This window comes from Streptomyces sp. LZ34, assembly GCF_053890475.1.
In genome coordinates this window covers 9,687,204-9,709,981 of record NZ_CM132680.1, presented here as the reverse complement: position 1 = coordinate 9,709,981, position 22,778 = coordinate 9,687,204, and the positions used below count along the sequence as shown (strand labels likewise).

Sequence of the window (22,778 nt, the reverse complement as noted above, 5' to 3'; positions counted from 1 at the left end):
CTCGCGCGGGGCGTGCACCGTGTTCCCTCGGTGCGCGCCCCGCGTGCTGTCACTCGTACCGCACGGTCAGCGGGGTTCCGCGGTCGGCCCAGTGTCCGGTGGCCTCAGCGAACACCTCGGCCGCCGTCGCGGCGGCCTCGGGGGCCGCCGTACGGAAGGCCTCCCAGCCGTGGACGCGCAGGACGAAGCCCTCTTCCGACCGGCCCCACCAGGACAGGTCGCGCAGGCAGTCGGCGAGCGCGTCCCAGTTACCGCCGAACCACGCGGGAAACCCGAGGTCCCGGGCGCAGCGGTCGAGGAAGCCCGCCTTGTCCCGCACCCCGTCCAGGCGCAGCGTGGCGATGTGCCGGCCGGGGCCGGGCGGGGGCGTGGGCGTCGGTCCGGTCATGGGGGCATGGTGTCAGCCCGCGCGGCGGCGGTCTCGTTAGGCTGGCCGCCGATACGACCAGCGCGAGCAGCAGGAGGTTTCGACGTGCCCGAGCAGAACCGGCGCCCACTCCCCCACGACTTCCATCCGCCGGTGCCGTCGTTCACCGTGGTGAGCGATGACGTCGAGCCCGGGGGCACTCTCAAGTCCGCCCAGGTGTACGCCGAGGGGAACACCTCGCCGCAGCTGCGCTGGGAGGGCTTCCCCGCGGAGACCAAGAGCTTCGCCGTCACCTGCTACGACCCGGACGCGCCGACGGGCAGCGGGTTCTGGCACTGGGTGCTGTTCGACATCCCGGCGGACGTGACCGAGTTGCCGGCCGGGGCGGGGAGCCAGGGGCTTCCCGAAGGCGCGGTGCACGCCCGGAACGACTACGGCTCGCGCGACTTCGGCGGGGCCGCGCCGCCGCCCGGGGACGGTTCGCACCGCTATGTGTTCACCGTCTACGCGGTGGACGAGGAGAAGCTGGGCCCGGACGCCGACGCCTCGCCCGCGGTCGTCGGCTTCAATCTGCGCTTCCACACGCTGGCGCGCGCCCAGCTGATCGGCGAGTACGAGAACCCGGCCGCCGGCTGACACCCCCCGGTTCCACCGGCCGACCCGGCGTACGGGCGCGTACAGGCGCGTACAGGCACGTACCAGCCTTCTACTGGGCCTAAATTGCGTTGTCCTCGGCCTCGCTCCCGGCCAAAGATGTATCCCGGCCCGCCTGTCCGCGCGGGCCGGGATTGGCCGGATGCGGAGGTGGTCGGGATGCGCGAGACACTGGTTCTGAACGCGAGCTTCGAACCGCTGTCGGCGGTGTCGCTGCGCCGTGCGGTGGTGCTGGTCCTGCAGAACAAGGCCGTCATCGAACACGCCCACCCCGGGCTGCGGGTGCGGGCCGCGGACGTCGATCTGCCCGTGCCGCTGGTGATCCGGCTGTGCCGGTACGTACGCGTACCGTTCCGAAGACGCGCTCCGTGGTCGCGGCGCGGGGTGCTGGTCCGGGACCGGCACCGGTGCGCCTACTGCGGCCGCAGGGCGACGACCGTGGACCACGTGGTGCCGCGGTCGCACGGCGGTGGGGACACCTGGCTCAATACGGTGGCCTCCTGTGCCGAGGACAACCACCGCAAGGCGGACCGGACTCCGGAGCAGGCCGGGATGCGGCTGCTGAGCACGCCGTTCGAGCCGACGCCCTCGGACGCGCTGCTGCTGGCGCTGGGGGTGGCGGAGCGCGAGAGCCTGCCCGAGTGGCTGGCGCTGCCTGCGTGAGCGCTGAGCCCTGGGCCCGCCTGAGCCCTGACCTGCCCGGCCCCTGACACGTCCGGACCCCCCGCGCATGTCGCAAGCGCGGGGGGTCCGGACGTGTCAGGGGACCGGTGTCAGTCGATCCTGGGCTGCTCCCGGCGCGGGGCGGTCTCCTTGCCGGCGGCCGAGGCGCCGCCGCCGCCGTTGCCGCCCGTCATCGGGCCGAAGTTGCCGAGGGCGCCGCCGAGTCCCTTGAGGGCGTCGCCGATCTCGCTGGGTACGATCCAGAGCTTGTTGGCGTCGCCCTCGGCGATCTTCGGCAGCATCTGTAGGTACTGGTACGAGAGCAGCTTCTGGTCCGGGTCTCCGGCGTGGATGGACTCGAAGACCGTACGGATCGCCTGCGCCTCGCCCTCGGCGCGCAGCGCGGCCGCCTTGGCCTCACCTTCGGCCCGCAGGATCGAGGACTGCTTCTCGCCTTCGGCGCGCAGGATCTCGGACTGCCGGACACCTTCGGCCTGGAGGATCGCGGCGCGCTTGTCACGGTCGGCGCGCATCTGCTTCTCCATCGAGTCCTGGATGGAGGTCGGCGGCTCGATCGCCTTGAGCTCGACGCGGTTGACGCGGATGCCCCACTTGCCGGTGGCCTCGTCGAGCACGCCGCGCAGCGCCGCGTTGATCTCCTCGCGGGAGGTCAGGGTGCGCTCCAGGTCCATGCCGCCGATGATGTTCCGCAGGGTGGTGACGGTCAGCTGCTCGATCGCCTGGATGTAGCTGGCGACCTCGTAGGTGGCGGCGCGGGCGTCGGTCACCTGGTAGTAGATGACGGTGTCGATGTTCACCACCAGGTTGTCCTGGGTGATCACCGGCTGCGGCGGGAACGGCACGACCTGCTCGCGGAGGTCGACGCGGTTGCGGATCGAGTCGATGAACGGCACGACGATGTTGAGGCCCGCGTTGAGGGTGCGGGTGTAGCGGCCGAAGCGCTCGACGATGGCGGCGCTCGCCTGCGGGATGACCTGGATCGTCTTGATGAGTGCGATGAAGACGAGCACCACCAGGATGATCAGGACGATGATGATCGGTTCCACAGCGGCTTCCCCGTGCCCTTCATGCTTCCGGTTGATCGGGATGATCAGGTCTGGTCGTCGATCTCGACAGCGATGTCGATCTCGAGTCGAGTCTGTCAGATCTGAGGGCCAGTTGGCAGCTGAGCGGCCTGGTGCTGGTATCCGGCTCGTATCCGTGTATGACGGCTCGGTGGTTCACATGACCTCGGTGGTTCACATGACCACAGCCGTGGCGCCGTCGATGTCCACGACGTCGACCTGCTGGCCCGGCTCGTACGCCTGGTCGGGGTCGAGTGAGCGGGCCGACCACACCTCGCCCGCGAGTTTGATGCGTCCGCCGCCGCTCTCGTCCACCCGCTCAAGGACGACGGCCTGGCGGCCTTTCAGCGCCTCCACCCCGCTGACCAGCTCGGGGCGCTGGGTGCGGCTGCGGACCGCGATCGGCCGTACGACGGCGACCAGCGCGACGGAGACCGCGGAGAAGACCACGACCTGGAGCACGGCGCCGCCGCCGAGCGCGTTGGTGATCGCGGCGGCGACAGCGCCGACCGCGACCATGCCGAATTCCGGCATCGCGGTCAGCACGAGCGGAATGCCCAGCCCTACGGCGGCGATCAGCCACCACACCCAAGGATCCACGAGGTCATGGTAGTTCTCGGGGTGTGCCCGGGAACAGAGCGCAGATCACCCCCCGGCGGCACTGGCGAGTGAGCCGAAGGGGCGCGACCCTGTCGAAAGGGAGAGCGCGCGGAGGCCCTGAGGAACGAAGGGCCGAGCACGGTCGACCGTCGACAGGGGCTGAGGCGCCCCGGAGGCGAACCGAGCCTCAAAAGGGGGGGGAGCGGGTGGGGTCAGCTCAGCGGGAGGCCCTGGGCGGTCCAGCGGTCGCCGTTGCGCTCCACGACCAGCGGGAGCCCGAAGCAGTGCGAGAGGTTGCGGGAGGTCAGCTCGGTCTCGACAGGACCGGCCGCCAGCACCTTGCCCTGGCGGATCATCAGAACGTGGGTGAAGCCGGGGGCGATCTCCTCCACATGGTGGGTCACCATGATCATCGAGGGGGCGAGCGGGTCGCGGGCGAGTCGGCCCAGGCGTCGTACAAGGTCCTCGCGGCCGCCGAGGTCCAGGCCGGCCGCGGGCTCGTCGAGGAGCAGCAGCTCGGGGTCGGTCATCATGGCCCGGGCGATGAGGGTGCGCTTGCGCTCGCCCTCGGAGAGGGTGCCGAACTTCCGCTCGATGTGGTCGGTCATGCCGAGGCGGTCCAGGAAGGCACGGGCGCGCTGCTCGTCGACGGCCTCGTAGTCCTCGTGCCAGTGGGCGGTCATGCCGTACGCGGCGGTGAGCACGGTCTGGAGCACGGTCTGGCGGCGAGGCAGCTTGTCGGCCATGGCGATGCCGGCCATGCCGATGCGGGGGCGCAGTTCGAAGACGTCGACCGCGCCGAGCTTCTCGTCGAGGATCCGGACGGTCCCGGTGCTCGGGAAGAGATAGCTGGAGGCCACGTTGAGGAGGGTGGTCTTGCCGGCGCCGTTGGGCCCGAGGATCACCCAGCGCTCTCCCTCTTTGATCGACCAGGAGACCTCGTCCACCAGAGCCCGACCATCGCGGACCACGGATACGTCCACCAGCTCCAGAACATCGCTCATGAGCGCGCTGTCTCCCATTGCAGTCTCGAGTATCGCGTGCGCCTGTAGGCGCCGCCCCCAGAGGAAAACCTACGCCACGTATTGTCAGCGCCAGTCCTTAGGCTGGGGCCATGCTCGATGAACCGCGCTCAGGGCGCCTTGCCGCCTGGGGAAATGCCCTTCTCGCCGGACTTGTCTCGCCGGATGAGGCCGCGCATCGCATCGCGGCCGACGACGTTTCGCACCGCGTGGCCGATTTGCCGGGCGAGACCGCCCCGGTCGGGCTGACGCTCGCGCTCGGGCGGCTGCGGGCGCTCGGGGCCAAGGGGCTGCGGGTGGCGCTGCCCATAGCGGGGCATCCGCTGGGGCTCAGCGGCCCGCCCGAGTTCAACGCGCGGGCGCTGGACGCGGGCGAGGCGGCGATCGTCACGGGGGTGGCCGTGGGCCTGGTGCCGGAGGTGTTTCAGGCGGGGCCCGAGGGCGATGTGCACAGCGAGGTGGTGTGGCGCTGTCTGCCGGTGCGGGAAGCGCCGCCGGCCGATGTGCCGTCGCTGGGCGAGGCCGAGCGAGAGCTGGCGGAGGCGCTGCGGGATGCCACCGAGGTGCTGTCGCGGCTGAATGTCGCCGGGGCGGGGCCGGCCGCGCAGGCGGCCCTGGAGGCGTACCGGGCGCGGGCGGGTCGGGGGCGCGAGGTGCTCGCCCCGGGCTATCCGCCGCGGGCGCTGCGGGTGTTGGAGCTGGCCCAGCGGGTGGGCGCGCTGATCGAGATCGCACACGGGCCGGGCGCGGCCGCCGGGGAGCATGGCGCGGCGGTGAGCGCGTCGGAGATCGCGGCGCGGGCGGAGGCGCTGCGGCCGGTGGAGCGTACGGCGCGGCGGGCGCAGGTGGCGGCGTACAACGCGTATGTGGAGGAGCTGGAGCGGGGCGGGTTCTGAGGCCTGCCGTCACAGGGCCCGCCGTCATAGGGCCTCTCGTGACACCACCCCGGCGGCCGGGCCGCCGGGGTGGTGCGGTGGGGGATGCTCAGTGGTTGCCGCAGCCGGCGCCGAAGGCCTGGTCCAGCGCCCCGATGACACGGACGGTGTTGTCGCAGACGTTGACCGGAATGAACACGGGCGCCTGGACGTGGTTGCCGGCGGCGATGCCCGGGGAGTTCACGGCCTGGCCCTGAGCCTGGGGGCTGTGGGCAGAGGCGGCACCAGCACCGGCGACGGCGAGGCCGCCCGCCGCGATGGTGACGGCCGCGAACTTCTTGATGTTCTTCACTTGGTAAGACCCTTCTAGCGCAACACTGCGGCAGGCCGCCGCAGCCGCCATGGAGAACGGCGTGGCGCGCGCCCGGTTGCGCTGTCCGGGTGACATACACCCGACGGTATGAATCTCGGCTCGGCAGACGGCACTCCCGTATCACCAACAGATCGCCACTTAGTGCGACAATCCGGGCAATTCACCCCACCTATGCCCCGATCCCGTGGCGTACGGCCCACAGCGCCGCCTGCGTCCGGTCGGCGAGGTCGAGCTTCATGAGGATGTTGGACACATGAGTCTTCACGGTCTTTTCGGACAGGACCAGCGCGCGGGCGATCTCCCGGTTGGACCGGCCGTCCGCGATCAGCGCCAGCACCTCGCGCTCCCGCTCGGTGAGCGAACCGCCCCGCCCCTGACCGCCGCCCGCCTCCTCCTGTGAGAGCAGCGCCAGGGCCACCTCTGACTGCAGCAGCACATGCCCGGCGTGTACGGACCTGATGGCGCCCGCGAGGGCCTCCGGGTCCACGTCCTTGTAGACGTATCCCGCCGCGCCCGCACGCAGGGCGGGGACGACCGTGCGCTGCTCGGTGAAGCTGGTGACGACCAGCACCCGGGCGGGGTTGTCGAGGCCGCGCAGCCGGCGCAGCGCCTCGACGCCGTCGGTGCCGGGCATCTTCACATCCATCAGGATGACGTCGGGCCGCAGCTCCTCGGCGTGGGCCACGCCCTCCTCGCCGTCGGCCGCCTCCCCCACCACCTCGATGTCGTCCTGCACCTCCAGGAACGTCCGCAGCCCGCGCCGCACCACCTGGTGGTCGTCCACGAGCAACACCCGGATCCCGCGGGTCGGCTCAGCCACCGGGCACCTCCATTTCGATCACGGTGCCCTTTCCGGGCTCCGACTCCACGGCCAGACGGCCGCCCACGCCGCTCGCCCGGTCGCGCATCGAGACCAGGCCGAGGTGGCGCCCCGCCCGGCGGACGGCCGAAGGGTCGAAGCCTCCGCCGTCGTCGGCCACGCGCAGCAGCGCGCCCTGGCCGTGGCGGGCCAGGGTGACCTCGACCCGGTCGGCGTCCGCGTGGCGAAGCGCGTTGTGCAGGGCCTCCTGGGCCACCCGCAGCAGCGCCTCCTCCTGGGCCGCGGGCAGCGCCCGGACGCCGTGGGCGGCGAAGGTGACGCGGGCGGTGTGGGCGCGGTCGAGGACCCGTATCTGGGTGCGCAGGGTGGCGACGAGGCCGTCCTCGTCGAGGGCGGCCGGGCGTAGCTCGACGACGGCGGAGCGCAGCTCGTCGGCCGCCTCGGCGGCGAGGGCGGCTATCTGCTGCAGCTCGCCCTTGGCCCGGGCGGGGTCGCGGTCCACGAGCGCGGTGGCGGCCTGGGCGGTGAGCCGCAGCGAGAACAGCTTCTGGGAGACGGCGTCGTGCAGCTCGTGGGCGAGCCGGGCCCGCTCTCCGGCGATGGTGAGCTCGCGGCTGCGCTCGTAGAGCCGGGCGTTGGTGAGCGCGATCGCGGCGTGCTGGGCGAGGATGCCCAGCAGCTCCTGGTCCTCGGCGGTGAATCCACAGCTTCCGCTCGGCTTGGGGCAGCGCTTGTTGGCGAGGAAGAGCGCACCGAGCACTTCATCGCCGTCGGCAATGGGAAGTCCAATAAAGTCGGACATTTCGGGGTGTGCGTCGGGCCAGCCCTCGAAACGCGGATCCAAGCGGACATCGGCCAGCCGCTGCGGGGTGGCGTCACGCAGCATCGCGGCCAGGATTCCGTGCTGGCGAGGCAGTGGGCCGATGGCCTTCCACTGCTCCTCACTGACCCCATCTACTACGAACTGGGCGAAGCCCCCATGGTCGTCCGGAACACCCAGTGCCGCATACTCCGCCTCAAGCACCTCACGGGCGGACACAACGATTGTCTTTAGGACATCGCGGACTTCCAGATGTCTGCTCATGGCGAGGAGCGCACCGCTCACATTGGCCAGGCCGGCCCCGGCTCCGCCGCCGCGTCCCTTTGTCATGACGGACACCGTACCGGCGGACGCGACTCGGGCATATCGGCCGGTCGGCGGGCCCTCTCAGGACCTAAGTCCTAGTCCCGAGGAGGGAGCGAATCGCCTCGGAACGGCGCGTCGCGATGATCCGGAATGGCGACCACAGTATGTATTTGCTCAGGCACATCACGCGATACGGAAGCCTCAGTGCTGTGACCCCTGACACAGGACCTGAATCACGTACGACCACGAATAGTGGACGTTTTAAAGCACTCGTGAGCGGGGAAGACGGCCGCTCTCACAGGTGGGAGCGGCCCGGGTGTCCACTAAGCAGGGTCGTATGTCACACCTTTGCCACAACATTTTGCGGGCGCTAAGAATTTCCATCAGTCGCACGGCGCCGTAGATCAGAACACGGCGCTCACAAGCGCCGATTTGGCCTGCGACACGAGCGATTGGAAGAGGTTAAGTCCGCCATGCCCGTCCCCCGCATTCCCGGTTACAGTCGCTTGACCAAGACGCACAAGTTCTCCGCCGCAGGCATTGCCGCCGCGGGCGCCGCCGCCCTCGCCTTCGCCGTCGTCCCGGGCCCGTCAGAGAGCCACACGACCGCCACCAAGGAACTGCCCGCCAAACCCGTCGCATGGACCAAGCAGGTCGTCGACCACAAGGCCCAGCACGAGAGCCTCGTCCACCAGTCCGAGCTCGCCTCGCAGCAGGCGAAGGAGGAGGCCGCGAAGAAGAAGGCGGCCGAGGAGGCGGCGAAGAAGAAGGCCGCTGAGGAAGCCGCCAAGAAGAAGGCCGCCGAGGAGGCGGCCAAGAAGAAGGCGGCCGAGGAAGCCGCTGCCAAGAAGGCCGCCGAGGAGAAGGCCGCCAAGGAGAAGGCGGACAAGGAGCGGGCCGCCAAGGAGGCCGCGAGCCGTGCCGCCGCACGCAAGCCGGTCTACGCGAACAACCTTGACGGCTGGATCAAGGAGTCGCTCGCCATCATGAAGCAGAAGGGCATCCCGGGCAGCTACAACGGCATCTACCGCAACCTGATGCGGGAGTCGAGCGGCAACCCGCGCGCCATCAACCTCTGGGACATCAACGCCCAGAACGGCATTCCCTCCAAGGGCCTGCTCCAGGTCATAGACCCGACCTTCAAGGCCTACCACGTCGACGGCACCTCCTGGGACATCTACGACCCGGTCGCCAACATCACCGCCGCGTGCAACTACGCGTACCACCGCTACGGCTCGATGGACAACGTCAACGGCCCGTACTGAGCCGTAGAACGTCTGACGCCTGACGCCTGACGCCGAAGGGCGGCGGCACCCTCCTTGTGCGAGGGGTGCCGCCGCCCTTCGGCATTCCGGGCGCGAGGCGTTCCGCTACTTGCGCATGACCTCCGGCTCGTGGCGGCGCAGCAGCCGTGCGACCGCGAAGGCGCAGACGATGCCGAGCGCGAGCAGCACCAGGATGTCGATGCCCCACTGCGACGTGGCGTGCTCCCACAGGGGGTCGGTGTCATTGGGCTTCTTGCGGTCCCAGGGCGCCATCGTGTGGCCGGGGCCGGGGCCGAGGTCCAGGGTCGCGCCGGCCGCGCCGACCGCCCAGCGGGACGGCATCAGGTAGGCGAACTGCTCGATGCCCGGCGATCCGTAGATCTTGAACAGGATGCCGGTGAAGACGACCTGGACGATCGCGAACATGACCAGCAGCGGCATGGTCTTCTCGGCGGTCTTCACCAGCGCGGAGATCACCAGGCCGACCATCATCGAGGTGAAGCCGATCGCGATGATGGACACGCACAGCTCGGCGGCCGGGGGCATGATCAGGCCCTCCTCCGGCAGCTCTCGCGTGGAGAAGCCGATGGCGCAGATGATCATGGCCTGGAAGGCGGTGATCACGCCGAGCACGATCACCTTCGACATCAGATAGGCCGAGCGGGACAGGCCGACCGCCCGTTCCCGTTCGTAGATCACCCGCTCCTTGATCAGTTCTCGTACGGAGTTGGCCGCGCCGGAGAAGCACATGCCGACCACGAGGATCAGCGTGATGGTGCCCGCGTCCTGGTTGAACTGGCCCTTCGGTGCCTTGTTGAGGCCGAAGTCCGAGGGGATGACGATGCTGACCGCGCCGAGGACAGCCGGCAGGATCACCATCAGCCCCAGGAAGCCCTTGTCCGAGGCGATCACCGAGACGTAGCGGCGCATCAGGGTCCACAGCTGGGAGCCCCAGCTCTGCGGCTTCTGCATGCGCGCCGGGGGCGGCTGGACGTGTACGGACTGCGGGGCGACGGCGTCGAGGTCCGCGGCGTACATCTGGTAGTGCTGCGAACCGCGCCAGCGGCCCGCCCAGTCGTAGTCGCGGTAGTTCTCGAAGGCGGAGAAGACATCCGCCCAGGTGTCGTACCCGAAGAAGTTGAGCGCCTCCTCCGGCGGGCCGAAGTAGGCGACCGAACCGCCCGGCGCCATCACCAGCAGCTTGTCGCACAGCGCCAGCTCGGCCACCGAGTGGGTGACCACCAGCACCGTGCGGCCGTCGTCGGCGAGACCGCGCAGCAGCTGCATCACATCGCGGTCCATGCCCGGGTCGAGGCCGGAGGTCGGCTCGTCCAGGAAGATCAGCGACGGCTTGGTGAGCAGCTCCAGCGCGACGGAGACGCGCTTGCGCTGGCCGCCGGAGAGGGAGGTGACCTTCTTGTCGGCGTGTATGTCCAGCTTGAGCTCGCGCAGCACCTCGCCGATCCGGGCCTCGCGCTCGGCCTCGGCGGTGTCGCCGGGGAACCGGAGCTTGGCGGCGTAGCGCAGCGCCTTCCGGACGGACAGCTCCTTGTGGAGGATGTCGTCCTGCGGGACCAAGCCGATGCGCTGGCGCAGTTCGGCGAACTGCTTGTAGAGGTTCCGGTTGTCGTAGAGGACGTCGCCCTGGTTGGCCGGGCGGTAGCCGGTGAGCGCCTTGAGCAGGGTGGACTTGCCGGAGCCCGAGGGGCCGATGACCGCGACGAGGGACTTCTCGGGGACGCCGAAGGAGACGTCCTTGAGGATCTGCTTGCCGCCGTCGACCGTCACCGTCAGATGGCGGGCCGAGAAGGACACCGCACCGGTGTCGACGAACTCCTCGAGGCGGTCGCCGACGAGCCGGAAGGTGGAGTGACCGACGCCGACGATGTCGCTCGGGCCGATGATCTGCTGGCGGACCGGCTGACCGTTGACGTACGTGCCGTTGTGGCTGCCGAGGTCCCGGATCTCGAAACGGCCGTCGGGCAGGGCGCGGAACTCCGCGTGGTGGCGGGAGACCTGCAGATCGGAGACGACCAGCTCGTTCTCCAGGGCACGACCGATGCGCATCACCCGGCCGACGGCCAGCTGGTGGAAGGTGGTCGGGCTGCGGTCGCCGTGGGCCGGCGGGGCCCCGGCGCCGGCACCGGGAGCGTTCTGCACCGGGTTCTGGTGTGGGGCGTGCGCCTGCGGGGCCTGCTGCTGTGGTGCCTGGTGCTGCGGTACCTGCTGCTGCGGGACGAAGGGCTGCTGCTGGTGGGGCATCTGCTGCGGCCCGCCCTGCGGCTGTGGCCCGCCCTGCGGCTGCGGCCACACCTGTGGCTGGGGCTGCTGCTGTCCGGCCTGGGGCCAGGCGGGGGCGGCGGGCTGCTGATACGGGGGCTGCTGGTGCGGGACCTGCGGCGCGCCCATCGCCGACGGTGCGCTGTAGGCGCCCGCGGCGACCCCGGGGGCGGCGCCGGTGCCCGCTCCGCCTCCGGAGAGGATCAGCCGGGGGCCGTCGGTCGCGTTCCCCAGATGGACGGTCGAGCCCGGACCGATCTCCATCTGCTGGATGCGCTGACCCTGCACATAAGTGCCGTTGGTGCTGCCGTGGTCCTCGATGACCCAACTGCGCCCGCCCCAGCGCACGGTGGCGTGGCGCCACGACACTCTGGCGTCGTCCAGCACCATGTCGCCCTGCGGATCGCGTCCGAGGCTGTATGACCTGGAAGGATCAAGTGTCCAGGTCTGTCCGTTCAATTCCAGTACGAGTTCCGGCACTCCACGCCCCACTACTTGTCCCCCGATGGACCCCCTGTACGGGGAGTCTAGGGATGGCGAACATCGTGAGGAACTATTTCAGGCTCAGTCGCTGAACCGGAAGTCGGGCATTGACAAGACCGCGCGCGGGCGTCGTTGACTCATCCGAAAGACCCCCGGAAAGTGGTAAGCGCCCATAGATGGGACAGACCATGGACCATCCGGGCAACTCACACCGATCGGGGGGACCGACGCCATGAGCGCGAGCGGCAGCGGGCGGGTGCGCCCGACAGAGGTGCTGCTCTCGACGGTAGCGGCGGTGAGCTGGGCCTTCCTGGCCATGGCGGGCGTCGCCGCGCTCGGGCTGCATCTGGTCGGCGCGGACGGCGCGGGCGCGCTCGGCCCCATGACGGCGGCCGCGGTGGTGCTCGCGGTCGGCGGCTCCGTCGTCCCGTCCGGGGATATGGAGGCGTTCGGACTCCAGGGCGCCCAGGCCCATTCGGCCATCGATATCGCGCCACTGGGCGTCAGCCTGGTCGGCGCGCTGCTGCTGGGCGGGCTGTTCGTACGGTCGCTGCGCGGGGCCGGTGCGGTGATCGGCCGGGCCGAACTGGCCGCGCGGGCAGGCGCCGTCGTCCTGCTCTTCCTGCTGGTGCTCGCCGGGCTCACCTGGGTGGGCAACGATACCGTCACAATCGACGCCTCGACGCTCGGCGTGACGGGCAAACCGGAGCAGCGGGACGGGCTGCTCGAGAAACTCCCCGGCGAGCTGGGCGATATCGCGGACATCGGCAGCGGGCTGCTGCCGGACCGGATCGAGCGGCTCCTCGACGCCAAGGCGGCGGTCGGGTTCACCGTCGAGGCGGGGCGTTCCGTACTGGGCGGCGCGGTCTGGGTCGTCGCGGTTCTGCTCATCGCGCTGCTCGTCGCGCGCCGCGCGCCGGTGCCGCGCGGCCTGGAGGCGGCGCACCGCACCGTCCGGCCGGCCGCGTCCGCGCTGTGCGGGGTGCTGGTGCTCGCGGTCGGGGCGGGCCTCGCGGCGGCGCTGTACGCGGCGATCGGCGACGACCACCCTGGCCTGGTCCTCGGGGCGGCGCTGCTCGGCGCGCCGAACGGGGTGTGGCTCGGGGTGCCGCTGGGGCTGTTCGTGCCCTGGTACGGCGGGGCGAGCGGGGCGCTGGTGCGGGTGCTGCCCGACCCGCTCGACAAGCTGCTGGCCGACCGGAGCGACGAGCCGATCACGGTCGCGCGCCTCGCGGAGCTGGACGGCCGGGTGTGGCTGCTGATGGTCGGCTGTGTGCTGCTGGTCCTGGCCGCCGGGGTGCTGAACGCCGTCCGTACGCCCGTCGGCCGGGCCCGGCGGGCGGGCTTCGTGGGGCGGTGCGCGCTGTGGCTGGGTATCGTCACGGCGCTCGCGCTGCCGCTGCTGTGCCGGCTGACCCGGGTGTCGGCCGGGGCGAGCCTGTCCGTGCTGGGCTTCGACGCCTTCGGCGCCGGGATCGAGCTGCACGGCGGCGGGGCGGCGGCGTGGGCGCTGGGCGCCGGGTGGGGCGCGGCGGCGGGTGCCGCCGGGGCGCTGGCGGCGTGGGCGACGGGGGCCGCGGGCGGGCGGGCGTCCCGCTTCGCGCTCGGCTCGACGCCGTATGCTCGCTCAACACCGCATGACGGCCCGGCTACGACGAAATGAACGTTTTGTACCGCACAGCCGTCCGTAGCGCGGACTGCCGCGCGATCGCCCCGAGTGGCCGGATACGGTGGGAAGACCATGAGCACATCGCAGATCCCCCCTGCCACCGCCGTTCCGGACGACGATGTCCCCACCCTCCTCGTCAAGATCTTCGGCAAGGACCGCCCCGGCATCACCGCCGGCCTCTGCGACACCCTCGCCGCCTACGGCGTGAACATAGTCGACATAGAGCAGGTGGTCACCCGAGGCCGCATCGTGCTGTGCGTGCTGGTGACCGCCCCCACGGGCGGCTGGACCTCGGAAGGCGATCTGCGGGCGACCGTGCACAGCTGGGCCGAGTCGATGCGGCTCCAGGCCGAGATCATCTCCGGGCGGGGCGACAACCGCCCCCGTGGCACGGGCCGGTCCCATGTCACCGTGCTGGGCCATCCGCTGACCGCCGAGTCGACGGCGCGCATCGCGGCCAGCATCACCGGCAGCGGCGGCAACATCGACCGGATCTTCCGGCTCGCGAAGTATCCGGTGACGGCCGTGGAGTTCGAGGTGTCCGGCGCCGAGACGAGCACATTGCGCACCGCGCTGGTCACCGAGGCCGCGGGGATCGGCGTGGACGTGGCCGTGGTGGCGTCGGGTCTGCAGCGCCGGGCGCAGCGCCTGGTGGTCATGGACGTGGACTCCACCCTGATCCAGGACGAGGTGATCGAGCTCTTCGCGGCGCACGCGGGGTGCGAGGCGGAGGTCGCCGAGGTCACGGCCCGGGCGATGCGCGGTGAGCTGGACTTCGAGCAGTCGCTGCACGCGCGGGTCGCGCTGCTGGCGGGGATCGACGCGTCCGTGGTGGAGAAGGTGCGCGCGGAGGTGCGGCTCACGCCCGGCGCCCGGACGCTGATCCGCACGCTCAAGCGTCTCGGCTACCAGGTGGGCGTGGTCTCCGGCGGCTTCACTCAGGTGACCGACGACCTCAAGGAGCGGCTGGGCCTCGACTTCGCCTCCGCCAACACCCTGGAGGTGGTGGACGGCAAGCTGACCGGGCGCGTGGTCGGGGAGGTCGTGGACCGCGCGGGCAAGGCGCGGCTGCTGCGGCGCTTCGCGGCCGAGGCCGGGGTCCCGCTGATGCAGACCGTCGCGATCGGGGACGGGGCCAACGACCTGGACATGCTCAACGCGGCCGGGCTCGGTGTCGCCTTCAACGCCAAGCCGGTGGTGCGGGAGGCCGCGCACACCGCGGTGAATGTGCCGTTCCTGGACACCGTGCTGTATCTGCTGGGGATCACCCGCGAAGAGGTGGAGGCGGCGGACACCGCGGCGGACACCGTCGACGGCTGAGCGAAGGCGTCACTGTACGGGTCCGGGCCCGGGCGGCGCGGCCGTCCGGGCCCGACAGGTCGTGATCACTCGTGGGGCGCCCAGAAGGCGCTGAGGCGGCCGACGCCGTGCTCCACCGACTTCCAGGAACCGCTGATGGTCACCACCGCGATCGCGGAGGTCGGGAACCCGCTGCGGGCCATGCGCTCGCGCGTGCCCTCCTCGGCCTCGCCCGCCAGCGCGTCCGCCAGGGCGTGCATCCCGGGGTTGTGGCCGACCAGCAGCAGATCGCTCACATCGTCGGGCGTCTCGTTGAGCAGGGCGAGCAGCTCGCCCAGCGAGGCCTCGTACAGCCGCTCCTCGTAGACGGTCTTCGGCCGCTGCGGCAGCTCGTGCACCACGAGCTTCCAGGTCTCCCGGGTACGGACGGCGGTCGAGCAGAGGGTGAGTTCGGGGGTGATCCCGGCCTCGGCGAGCCAGTGTCCGGCGAGCGGGGCGTCATTGCGGCCGCGCTCCGCGAGCGGCCGTTCATGGTCGGATACCTGGGGCCAGTCGGCCTTGGCGTGTCGGAGAAGGACGATCCTGCGGGGCACATCGACGCTCATGTGTCCCAGCTTCGCATGAAACCGGGTGCCCGGCGCAGGGTGTTGGAGCGGACCTCGTCCTCAGGTGAGTAAGGACGGGACGGATGGCCACCACGGCGGCGAGGTGTCACGGCTGATGCGTGAGGGCGCCCCGCACCAGCCCGAAGAGCTGCGACAGCGTCCCGGAGTCGTCGGCGGCGTGCGCGTCGGGAGAGCCCGCGAGCAGCAGAAGGGCGGCGAAGGCCAGGGCCGGGAGCGCGAGGGCCCACCACGGCAGACGGCTGTCCATGCTGCGGCCGGCGGGACGGGCGGGCCGGGGGTGGGTGCGCGCGGGCATAGGGGATCGCCTCCGGGGCGCGAGGGGTGGGTGACGAGCGGCCGACGACGGGCGTCGCGCCTTCGGCCCCCGCCTTCGCATTCCGACACCTCGAATGTACGGAGCGCCGACGGCCGGCCCCATCCGGTGAACCACCCAGTTACCCCTGACCCTGGCCCCCTAAGGGATGGTGGGGTCAGCTACACCCTCAGGGCGCGGCGATGGTCGCGACCACGCCGATGATCACAGTGATCCCCAGCATCACGCCCAGGATGATGAGCAGCTTCTTCTGGCCGTCCGGCGGGTTTTCGTCGAGCACTGGCATGGCCCCAGTGTCCCACCGCCCCGCCGCCGTCCCACCACCGCCCCGCGCTTCGCGCGGGCCGGCCGGGCCGCTCAGATCTCGTCCTCGACGGCCCGGTCGCGCCCCGCCAGCAGACCGGCGGCGATCTGCGGCAGCATCAGTCCGGCCATCAGCGCGATCGGCAGGTCCCAGCCGCCGCTGTGCTGGTAGAGCGCGCCGACCAGCAGCGGCCCGGGGATGGACAGCAGATACCCGGTGCTCTGGGCGAAGGCGGACAGCCGCACCACGCCCGCCGCGCTCCTGGCCCGCATGCCGATCATCGTGAGGGCGAGCGGGAAGGCGCAGTTGGAGACACCGAGCAGCACCGCCCACACCCAGGCGCCCTGGGCGGGGGCGAGCCACAGCCCGGCGTACCCGCCGAGCCCGAAGGCCCCCAGGATCGCCACCAGCGGGCCCTGGCTGCGCAGCCTGGCCGCCACCGGCGGCAGTACGAAGGACAGCGGCACGCCCATCACCATGGTGACCGCGAGCAGCAGCCCGGCGGTGGGGGCGGAGACCCCGGCGTCCCGGAAGACCTGCGGCATCCAGCCCATGGTGATGTAGGCGCCGGTGGCCTGGAGGCCGAAGAAGACGGCCAGCGCCCAGGCCGTGGGGCTCTTGGTGATCCGGGTACGGGCAGGGGCTGGAGCCGCGACGGGGGCAGTAGCAGGGGCAGCGGTCGCCTCCGTGGCCGCGGACCCGCCCGTACGGTTGCGGCCGAGCACCAGCCAGGGCAGCACGGCGACGGCCGTGAGCGCCGCCCACGCCCCGAGCCCGGCCCGCCAGCCGCCGCCGAGGGCGTCGGTCACGGGGACCGTGACGGCGGCCGCGACGGCCGTGCCAAGCGACAGGGCCATCGAGTACACGCCGGTCATCGTCCCCACCCGGTCGGGGAACCAGCGCTTGACGATCACCGGCATGAGGACGTTGCCCACGGCGATCCCGGCGAGGGCGAGCGCGCTGGCGGCGAGGAACGCGGCGGTCCCGCCCACCAGGGGGCGTACGGCCAGGCCCGCGGTGATGGCGACTAGCCCGGCGCAGACGACGGCGCCCGGCCCCCAGCGGCGGGCCAGCCGGGGCGCGGCGACGCCGAAGAGGGCGAAACAGGCCGCGGGCATCGAGGTGAGCAGCCCGGCGACGGTGCCGCTCATGCCCAGGTCGGCCCGCACTTCCTCGAGGAGCGGGCCGAGGCTGGTGACGGCGGGGCGGAGGTTGACCGCGGCGAGGACGAGGCCGAGGACCACGAGGCGGCGTCGCCAGGGGGCGGCGCCGGGCTCCGGAGCGCTCCGCTGCCGTATCGGGGCGGCGGTGTCGGAAATCGCGAGATCCTGGTCAGCCATGCGAGCCATCATAGAATGATGGGATGAATGGCTGTCCAGTGGTTTGTAACCGCCCGGTGACGGCCGGACGGCATCATGGGAGCACCCGCTTCCCCGGCCCAGGCACAGGAGAGTCATGCCGCTGACCTCGCCCCGGCGCTCCGCACTCGCCGACCAGGTGATCGCCCAACTGCGCGCCCAGATCACCTCAGGCGAGTGGCCGGTGGGGTCCCGGATCCCCACCGAGCCCGAGCTGGTCGAACAGCTGGGGGTGGCCCGCAACACCGTGCGCGAGGCGGTGCGCGCGCTCGCGCACAACGGCCTGCTGGACATCCGGCAGGGCTCGGGCACCTATGTGCTGGCGACCAGTGAGCTGGCCGGGGTGATGCACCGCCGCTTCGCGGACGCCGACCCGCTGCACGTCGCCGAGTTGCGCAGCGCCCTGGAGACGAAGGCGGCCTGGCTGGCCGCGGAGCGCCGTACCGCGCAGGACCTCAAGCAGATCGACGCGCTGCTGGACCGGCGGGAGCGGGCCTGGGCCTCCGGGGACACCGAGTCCTTCGTCGAGGCGGACGCGACGCTGCACATGGCCGTGGTCGCGGCCTCGCACAACGACGTGCTGGCGGAGCTGTACGCCGACTTGGGCGGGGTCGTGCGGCAGTTTCTGCACGGGGACGTCGAGGGCGGGCTGCGGCCCGAGACGTATGTGGACCACGCGCGGCTGGTGGAGGCGATCCGGGCCGGGCACGGGGAGCGGGCCGCGGCCGAGGCGAGCACCCACCCCTTCAGCTGCCGGTACGCCGACCGGTCGGGCCGTACGGAAACCACCTGACCACCGGCCGAACCACTTCGCCCACCGCTCAGCGGTGGCTCACCCAGGCCTTCCGTATCTCCTTCCAGCAGCGGTCCGCGAGCCGCACGTGCTGGGCCGGCCCGACCTCGACGGAGCGGCCGTCCATATCCGGGTCCCACCAGCGCGCGCACTCGATGTGCAGCTGCACCCGGTCCGTGTCCGGGTTGGGGTTGAAGCAGCTGGCCGTGGCGTGCGAGCCGCGCACCCAGGTGCTGCACGCCGCCTCGCGCGGCCGGGGGCGCTCCTGGGCGGCCGAGTTCGAGGCGACGGCGACAAAGCCGACCACGGCCCCGGCCAGTACTGCGGCCGCGACGCAACGGGACGTGCGCATGGCAGGACCTCCTCGACCGTGCTCTCGACCGCGCTGAACCGCCGCAGCGCCCGGGGCCACCGCACCCGATACTCCACAGTGCGCGTGACGACGCCCGGTGCGCTCGGCGCACTGGCCCGAACGGGCGAACGGCCGCCGCCCCGGCCCCGCGGAGCGCGGGAGCCGGGGCGGCGGGCCAGGAAAGACGGAGCGAGTGTGCGGACGGGCTCAGGCGCCCATCATGTGCACCCCGCCGTCGACGTGCACGATCTCACCCGTGGTGCGCGGGAACCAGTCCGACAGCAGGGCGACGACGCCCCGGCCGGCCGGCTCCGGGTCGCTCAGGTCCCAGCCGATGGGCGCGCGGTGGTTCCACACGTCCGCCAGGTCCTCGAAGCCCGGGATGGACTTCGCGGCCATGGACTTGATGGGGCCCGCGGAGACCAGGTTGCAGCGGATGTTCTTCTCGCCCAGGTCCCGGGCGAGGTAGCGGTTGGTGGACTCCAGCGCCGCCTTGGCCACACCCATCCAGTCGTACTTCGGCCAGGCGAACTGGGCGTCGAAGGTCAGACCGACGATCGAGCCGCCCCGAGGCATGACCGGCAGGCAGGCCATGGTCAGCGCCTTGAGCGAGTACGCCGAGACATGCACGGCGGTGGACACGTCCTCCCAGGACCCCTCCAGGAAGTTGAACGCGCCCTGCGGGCCGAAAGCGATGGAGTGCACGACGCCGTCCAGGTCGACACCCTCGCCGAGGTGCTCGCGGACCTTGTCGGCCAGGCCGTCCAGCTGCTCCTGGTTCTGCACGTCCAGCTCGATGACCGGAGCGGGCTTGGGCAGCCGCTTGGCGATCCGCTCGACGAGGGAGACCCGGCCGAAGCCGGTGAGGATGACTTCGGCGCCCTCGTCCTGGGCGAGCTTGGCGGCGTGGAAGGCGATGGACGCCTCGGTGATGACGCCCGTGACCAGGATGCGCTTACCGGCGAGAATTCCACTCATGACGTTCAGTGACCCATGCCCAATCCGCCGTCGACAGGGATGACGGCTCCAGTGATGTACGCGGCCTCATCGGAGGCCAGGAAGCGGACCGAGGCGGCGATCTCCTCGGGCTGCGCATAGCGTGCGAGCGGCACCTGCTTGACGTATTGCTCCCGCTGCTTCTCGTCGAGCACGCGGGTCATGTCGGTGTCGACGAAACCGGGCGCGACCACGTTGACCGTGATGCTGCGCGAACCGAGCTCACGGGCGAGGGACCGGGCGAAGCCCACCAGACCGGCCTTGGACGCGGCGTAGTTCGCCTGGCCCGCGGAGCCCAGCAGGCCGACCACGGACGAGATCAGGACGATACGGCCCTTGCGGGCCCGCAGCATGCCGCGGTTGGCGCGCTTGACGACCCGGAACGTACCGGTGAGGTTCGTGTCGAGGACGGTGGAGAAGTCCTCCTCCGTCATCCGCATCAGCAGCTGGTCGCGGGTAATGCCGGCGTTGGCCACCAGCACCTCGACCGGGCCGTGCTTCTCCTCGATCTCCTTGTACGCCTGCTCGACCTGCTCGGGCTCGGTGATGTCGCACTTGACCGCGAGAAAGCCGGCCGGCGGCTCCCCGGACCGGTAGGTGATGGCGACCTTGTCGCCTGCGTCGGCGAAGGCACGGGCCACGGCGAGGCCGATGCCGCGGTTTCCTCCGGTGACGAGAACCGAGCGGCTCAAGGGACCACCCTCTCTGTTGGATGTCGTGCCGGGCGTCACTGTGTGTGGCGACCCTTGTGTACGCAAACTATCGGGCAAACGGCCGGGCCGGGGAATCGAGCACGCACAGGGGCACCTGCCGGTCACTGTCGACTTCCTACAGAAGGCGCACCGAACAGCGGGTCCGGGCAGACCCTCTCGGAAAGCGACGTGACGACCGTCTCGCTTTCACCCATCGTGTCACTCGGATGACCGACCGCACCTGTGTTCGCGAACTCGGGGCGCCGTTCGCCTCGGGCATCGGACACCTCGATGCGGGCATACCGGGCGGGGCCGGGAGTTGCGCGCCGCAGCCGGGCGTATTGCCAGGGGGATTTTCGCCATTCACGTCACCGAGCGTGGCGAAGCATGCATAGCCTGGCCGGACTGCTCGCGGGCACTCAGGGTCGCTGCACGGGGCACGGAAAGTGCGCCGTACGGGAGTGACGCCGTGAGCAGCGAAACCCGCCCGTCCAAACCGCTCCGATAACATGATCGCACTCACGACGAGCGCCCCCATGCCCGTCCTTCACCGGAAAACCACGCTGTCCGGCACGAAGAGTGACCTCTCTACCTGACATCTAACAAATCGGCCAAACAATTGACATCTAGAGCATCGCGGGTGTTTTCGCGAATAAACCACAGAATCACGTCCACCGGGTGGCGTCGACCACGGGCGATACTGTGGGCCACGGCGGGTGTGGCGACCCTCGGATTCTTCATCGCGCTGGAGATCGCCGCACGTCGCTATGGCCTACCGGGACCGATGACCACCCAGGCGCAAGAGGTGATATTCGCCCCCAAATCGGGCCCACTGTTGTACGCCGGTATGGCGTTGATGATGGTGGTGCTCACCTGGCGGCAACGGTTCATCGCGGCTGGTGCCGCGATCGGCATCGACATCGTCTTCGTGCTGGTGCGGTGGGCGGCCGACGCCAAGGTGGCCGAAGGCCACCCCTTCGGCAACGGCGCGTTGTGGGTGATGTTGGGCTGTGCGGTCATCGCGGTCACGCGCCGCACCGGCCGGGAACGTGTCCTGCTGCTGAAGGGCGTCGGGCTGGGCCTGGTGCTGGTGGCCGGCCGCAAGACCGGCGACACCTGGCTGCTCATCACCTCGAAGACCCGCCCGACGGTGCTCGACCAGTACGTGGCAACCGCCGATCACGCGCTGGGCAACCCGTCGTGGCTGGCAGGCCGGATTCTCAACGCCACCAGCCCGATCGGCACCCATCTCCTCGACTGGGTCTACGCCCAGCTCGCGGTGGCCGCGGTTGTCGTCGCGCTGTACCAGCTGCGCAACGTAGCGGTCGAGCGCCGCTTCCCGCGCCATCACCTGGTGCGCACCTTCCTGGTCATCGGTCTCCTCGGGCCGGCCATCTACATGATCTTCCCGGTGGTCGGACCGATCTTCGCCTACGGCCCGGGCGCCTTCGGCACCGGCGGCGTGCACTGGGCGATAGCCGACCTGTGGCCGGACACCCCGCCGCCGATCGCTACCCCGCACCCGGTGCCATACGACGCGATCACCCCGCGCAACTGCATGCCCAGCCTCCACACGGCATGGGCTACCGCGATCTTCATTCATTCCCGCAAGGGCCCACGAATCCTGCGATTCGCAGGGACGTTCTGGCTGATTGCCACGCTCGGCGCAACCCTGGGCTTCGGCTACCACTACGGCGTGGACCTCATCGCCGGCGTGGTGTTCACGCTCACCATCGAGGCAGCGCTGCGCTCACTCGACCGTGGCTGGGACCGGTCAGGAATCCAGCTGGTCACCTACGGCACCACGGTCTTCGCTGCGCTCCTGGTGTCATATCGCTATCTGCCGATGGAAATGGCCAGACATCCGTGGGTGTTCGGCCCACTTCTCATTCTGGCGATGGCCTCGGTCATCTACGGCTACGTACGGACCACCAAACTGTGGGAACCGAAGGCCGCACCAGCGCTGCAACCGGAACCGCAACCCGAACTGGTTTGAGTCATGTTCCATCAGGCTGCGGGCGCTTCGGCCAGGGCCAGCTCAAAGATGCGGTATTCATCCTCGGTTACCGGCAGGTCCGACCTGCCGGCCTCCTCAGCGGCCTTCAGCCACTCCTCAATGATCACCTCGATGATGTCCGTCACACCAGTGCCCAACAGCGCCGCCTCCGGTCCGTCGACACGGGCCGCGTCGTGCAGCAGACGGCACCAGCCGACATCGATGCGGTCAAAACAGCCGCTGAACTCGCTGTCCCAGGGGCTGATTTCCGCGATCTGATCGCTCATCTTGGCTGCGAGACTCCGTATGTGTTCGGAATACCACCACAGTTCAGAGGTCTCGTCCTCGGCGACGCCGTTGGCTTCGGCTTCCTCTAGCAGTTCGACGACCCGGCCGTTGCTCGCGTCCATGTCGTCCGGGTCCGTGCTGTCTTCCAGGTCGTCCAGGCGGCCGTACGCCCCGGCGAGTGCCAGGGCACCGCGCAGGTTCTCGTCCACGCCTCCGGCCGCCAGATATTCGTCCACAGCTGACGCGACATGAGACCAGCCCGTCCCTTCAGTCAGCTCTGCGGCAGGGGTGAAAAATGCGGTGAATTCCGGCGGCAGCTTCCCGGAGGTGATCAGTGTGGTGACACTGGCGGGAACCGACGTCAGCTCCTTTTTGAAATCTCCGCTCCGGAGCTGTTTTACGAGATTAATACGGAGACCTGTTCGAGGTGGATCGGCAGGCTGCGGCAAGCGATCTCCTGATCCGAGTCATCGCCAGGC

At 70.5% G+C, this 22,778-nt stretch carries 24 protein-coding genes; 8 read left to right on the top strand and 16 right to left on the bottom strand.

All coding sequences use genetic code 11. From position 1 onward, the window contains the following. Window positions 1–49 precede the first annotated feature (49 nt). Entirely contained in the window at window positions 50–388 is a 339-nt protein-coding gene (locus ACWY4P_RS41805; RefSeq protein WP_456206031.1) for a barstar family protein, read from the bottom strand. A gap of 84 nt (window positions 389–472) precedes the next feature. Here ACWY4P_RS41805 and ACWY4P_RS41800 point away from each other — a divergent pair, with 84 nt between their 5' ends. Together ACWY4P_RS41800 and ACWY4P_RS41795 are read left to right on the top strand one after the other, a co-directional pair. Beyond that, window positions 473–1,003 (top strand): YbhB/YbcL family Raf kinase inhibitor-like protein, encoded by a 531-nt coding sequence (locus ACWY4P_RS41800; RefSeq protein ID WP_456206029.1) that lies wholly within the window; start codon window positions 473–475, stop codon window positions 1,001–1,003. A 177-nt stretch (window positions 1,004–1,180) separates the two neighbouring features. Continuing rightward, the gene (locus tag ACWY4P_RS41795; RefSeq protein WP_456206027.1) at window positions 1,181–1,684 is read left to right on the top strand and encodes an HNH endonuclease; all 504 of its coding nucleotides are present in this window, start codon (window positions 1,181–1,183) and stop codon (window positions 1,682–1,684) included. Window positions 1,685–1,794: 110 nt separating this feature from the next. On the opposite strand, the gene ACWY4P_RS41790 is transcribed toward ACWY4P_RS41795, so the two are convergent. The 3 genes from ACWY4P_RS41790 to ACWY4P_RS41780 all read right to left on the bottom strand — a co-directional run bounded on the left by ACWY4P_RS41790 (window position 1,795) and on the right by ACWY4P_RS41780 (window position 4,373). Further along, window positions 1,795–2,751 carry an SPFH domain-containing protein gene (locus ACWY4P_RS41790; protein WP_456206025.1) on the bottom strand — a complete coding sequence of 319 codons (957 nt, stop codon included), beginning with the start codon at window positions 2,749–2,751 and terminating at the stop codon, window positions 1,795–1,797. A gap of 192 nt (window positions 2,752–2,943) precedes the next feature. After that, a complete protein-coding gene (locus ACWY4P_RS41785) occupies window positions 2,944–3,369 on the bottom strand; it encodes an NfeD family protein (RefSeq protein ID WP_456206023.1) in 426 nt (141 codons plus the stop codon). Window positions 3,370–3,581: 212 nt separating this feature from the next. Then, entirely contained in the window at window positions 3,582–4,373 is a 792-nt protein-coding gene (locus tag ACWY4P_RS41780) for an ABC transporter ATP-binding protein (protein WP_456206021.1), read from the bottom strand. A 110-nt stretch (window positions 4,374–4,483) separates the two neighbouring features. On the opposite strand from ACWY4P_RS41780, the gene ACWY4P_RS41775 reads away from it, so the two are divergent. After that, window positions 4,484–5,287, top strand: coding sequence for a hypothetical protein (locus ACWY4P_RS41775; protein WP_456206019.1), 804 nt, complete (start codon window positions 4,484–4,486; stop codon window positions 5,285–5,287). Window positions 5,288–5,375: 88 nt separating this feature from the next. Here ACWY4P_RS41775 and ACWY4P_RS41770 read toward each other — a convergent pair whose 3' ends face one another. From ACWY4P_RS41770 to ACWY4P_RS41760, 3 genes are all read right to left on the bottom strand, one after another. Continuing rightward, window positions 5,376–5,618, bottom strand: coding sequence for a chaplin (locus tag ACWY4P_RS41770; RefSeq protein WP_456206017.1), 243 nt, complete (start codon window positions 5,616–5,618; stop codon window positions 5,376–5,378). Between the two features lie 190 nt (window positions 5,619–5,808). Continuing rightward, window positions 5,809–6,459 carry a response regulator gene (locus ACWY4P_RS41765; protein WP_456206015.1) on the bottom strand — a complete coding sequence of 217 codons (651 nt, stop codon included), beginning with the start codon at window positions 6,457–6,459 and terminating at the stop codon, window positions 5,809–5,811. Next, entirely contained in the window at window positions 6,452–7,609 is a 1,158-nt protein-coding gene (locus ACWY4P_RS41760; protein ID WP_456206013.1) for a GAF domain-containing sensor histidine kinase, read from the bottom strand. Before ACWY4P_RS41760 ends, ACWY4P_RS41765 begins: the two co-directional genes overlap by 8 nt. 449 nt (window positions 7,610–8,058) lie before the next feature. Here ACWY4P_RS41760 and ACWY4P_RS41755 point away from each other — a divergent pair, with 449 nt between their 5' ends. Then, window positions 8,059–8,850 (top strand): transglycosylase SLT domain-containing protein, encoded by a 792-nt coding sequence (locus ACWY4P_RS41755; RefSeq protein ID WP_456206011.1) that lies wholly within the window; start codon window positions 8,059–8,061, stop codon window positions 8,848–8,850. A gap of 105 nt (window positions 8,851–8,955) precedes the next feature. Here ACWY4P_RS41755 and ACWY4P_RS41750 read toward each other — a convergent pair whose 3' ends face one another. Beyond that, entirely contained in the window at window positions 8,956–11,622 is a 2,667-nt protein-coding gene (locus ACWY4P_RS41750) for an FHA domain-containing protein (protein ID WP_456206009.1), read from the bottom strand. A 223-nt stretch (window positions 11,623–11,845) separates the two neighbouring features. Here ACWY4P_RS41750 and ACWY4P_RS41745 point away from each other — a divergent pair, with 223 nt between their 5' ends. Together ACWY4P_RS41745 and serB are read left to right on the top strand one after the other, a co-directional pair. Beyond that, window positions 11,846–13,276, top strand: coding sequence for a streptophobe family protein (locus ACWY4P_RS41745; protein WP_456206007.1), 1,431 nt, complete (start codon window positions 11,846–11,848; stop codon window positions 13,274–13,276). A gap of 78 nt (window positions 13,277–13,354) precedes the next feature. Further along, window positions 13,355–14,602: a phosphoserine phosphatase SerB gene (gene serB / locus ACWY4P_RS41740; RefSeq protein ID WP_456206005.1), complete on the top strand. Its 1,248-nt coding sequence runs from the start codon at window positions 13,355–13,357 to the stop codon at window positions 14,600–14,602. Between the two features lie 65 nt (window positions 14,603–14,667). Here the strand turns inward: serB and ACWY4P_RS41735 are convergent, their stop codons facing one another. The 4 genes from ACWY4P_RS41735 to ACWY4P_RS41720 form a co-directional block, all read right to left on the bottom strand. Further along, window positions 14,668–15,186, bottom strand: coding sequence for a SixA phosphatase family protein (locus tag ACWY4P_RS41735; RefSeq protein ID WP_456206003.1), 519 nt, complete (start codon window positions 15,184–15,186; stop codon window positions 14,668–14,670). 106 nt (window positions 15,187–15,292) lie between these two features. Next, window positions 15,293–15,502 carry a hypothetical protein gene (locus ACWY4P_RS41730; RefSeq protein WP_456206001.1) on the bottom strand — a complete coding sequence of 70 codons (210 nt, stop codon included), beginning with the start codon at window positions 15,500–15,502 and terminating at the stop codon, window positions 15,293–15,295. Window positions 15,503–15,689: 187 nt separating this feature from the next. Further along, window positions 15,690–15,806: an SGM_5486 family transporter-associated protein gene (locus tag ACWY4P_RS41725; RefSeq protein ID WP_456205999.1), complete on the bottom strand. Its 117-nt coding sequence runs from the start codon at window positions 15,804–15,806 to the stop codon at window positions 15,690–15,692. A 71-nt stretch (window positions 15,807–15,877) separates the two neighbouring features. Further along, entirely contained in the window at window positions 15,878–17,164 is a 1,287-nt protein-coding gene (locus ACWY4P_RS41720; RefSeq protein WP_456205997.1) for a CynX/NimT family MFS transporter, read from the bottom strand. Between the two features lie 115 nt (window positions 17,165–17,279). On the opposite strand from ACWY4P_RS41720, the gene ACWY4P_RS41715 reads away from it, so the two are divergent. Continuing rightward, window positions 17,280–17,975: a FadR/GntR family transcriptional regulator gene (locus ACWY4P_RS41715; RefSeq protein ID WP_456205995.1), complete on the top strand. Its 696-nt coding sequence runs from the start codon at window positions 17,280–17,282 to the stop codon at window positions 17,973–17,975. 28 nt (window positions 17,976–18,003) lie between these two features. On the opposite strand, the gene ACWY4P_RS41710 is transcribed toward ACWY4P_RS41715, so the two are convergent. The 3 genes from ACWY4P_RS41710 to fabG form a co-directional block, all read right to left on the bottom strand. Continuing rightward, entirely contained in the window at window positions 18,004–18,327 is a 324-nt protein-coding gene (locus ACWY4P_RS41710) for a hypothetical protein (RefSeq protein ID WP_456205994.1), read from the bottom strand. A gap of 207 nt (window positions 18,328–18,534) precedes the next feature. Further along, the gene (fabI, locus tag ACWY4P_RS41705; RefSeq protein WP_319697407.1) at window positions 18,535–19,305 is read right to left on the bottom strand and encodes an enoyl-ACP reductase FabI; all 771 of its coding nucleotides are present in this window, start codon (window positions 19,303–19,305) and stop codon (window positions 18,535–18,537) included. 5 nt (window positions 19,306–19,310) lie between these two features. Further along, a complete protein-coding gene (fabG, locus tag ACWY4P_RS41700; RefSeq protein ID WP_456205991.1) occupies window positions 19,311–20,015 on the bottom strand; it encodes a 3-oxoacyl-[acyl-carrier-protein] reductase in 705 nt (234 codons plus the stop codon). Window positions 20,016–20,712: 697 nt separating this feature from the next. Here fabG and ACWY4P_RS41695 point away from each other — a divergent pair. Continuing rightward, on the top strand, window positions 20,713–22,011 hold the full coding sequence (locus tag ACWY4P_RS41695; RefSeq protein WP_456213232.1) for a phosphatase PAP2 family protein: 1,299 nt from the start codon (window positions 20,713–20,715) through the stop codon (window positions 22,009–22,011). 11 nt (window positions 22,012–22,022) lie between these two features. Here the strand turns inward: ACWY4P_RS41695 and ACWY4P_RS41690 are convergent, their stop codons facing one another. After that, window positions 22,023–22,748, bottom strand: coding sequence for a hypothetical protein (locus tag ACWY4P_RS41690; protein WP_456205989.1), 726 nt, complete (start codon window positions 22,746–22,748; stop codon window positions 22,023–22,025). Between the last annotated feature and the right edge of the window lie 30 nt (window positions 22,749–22,778).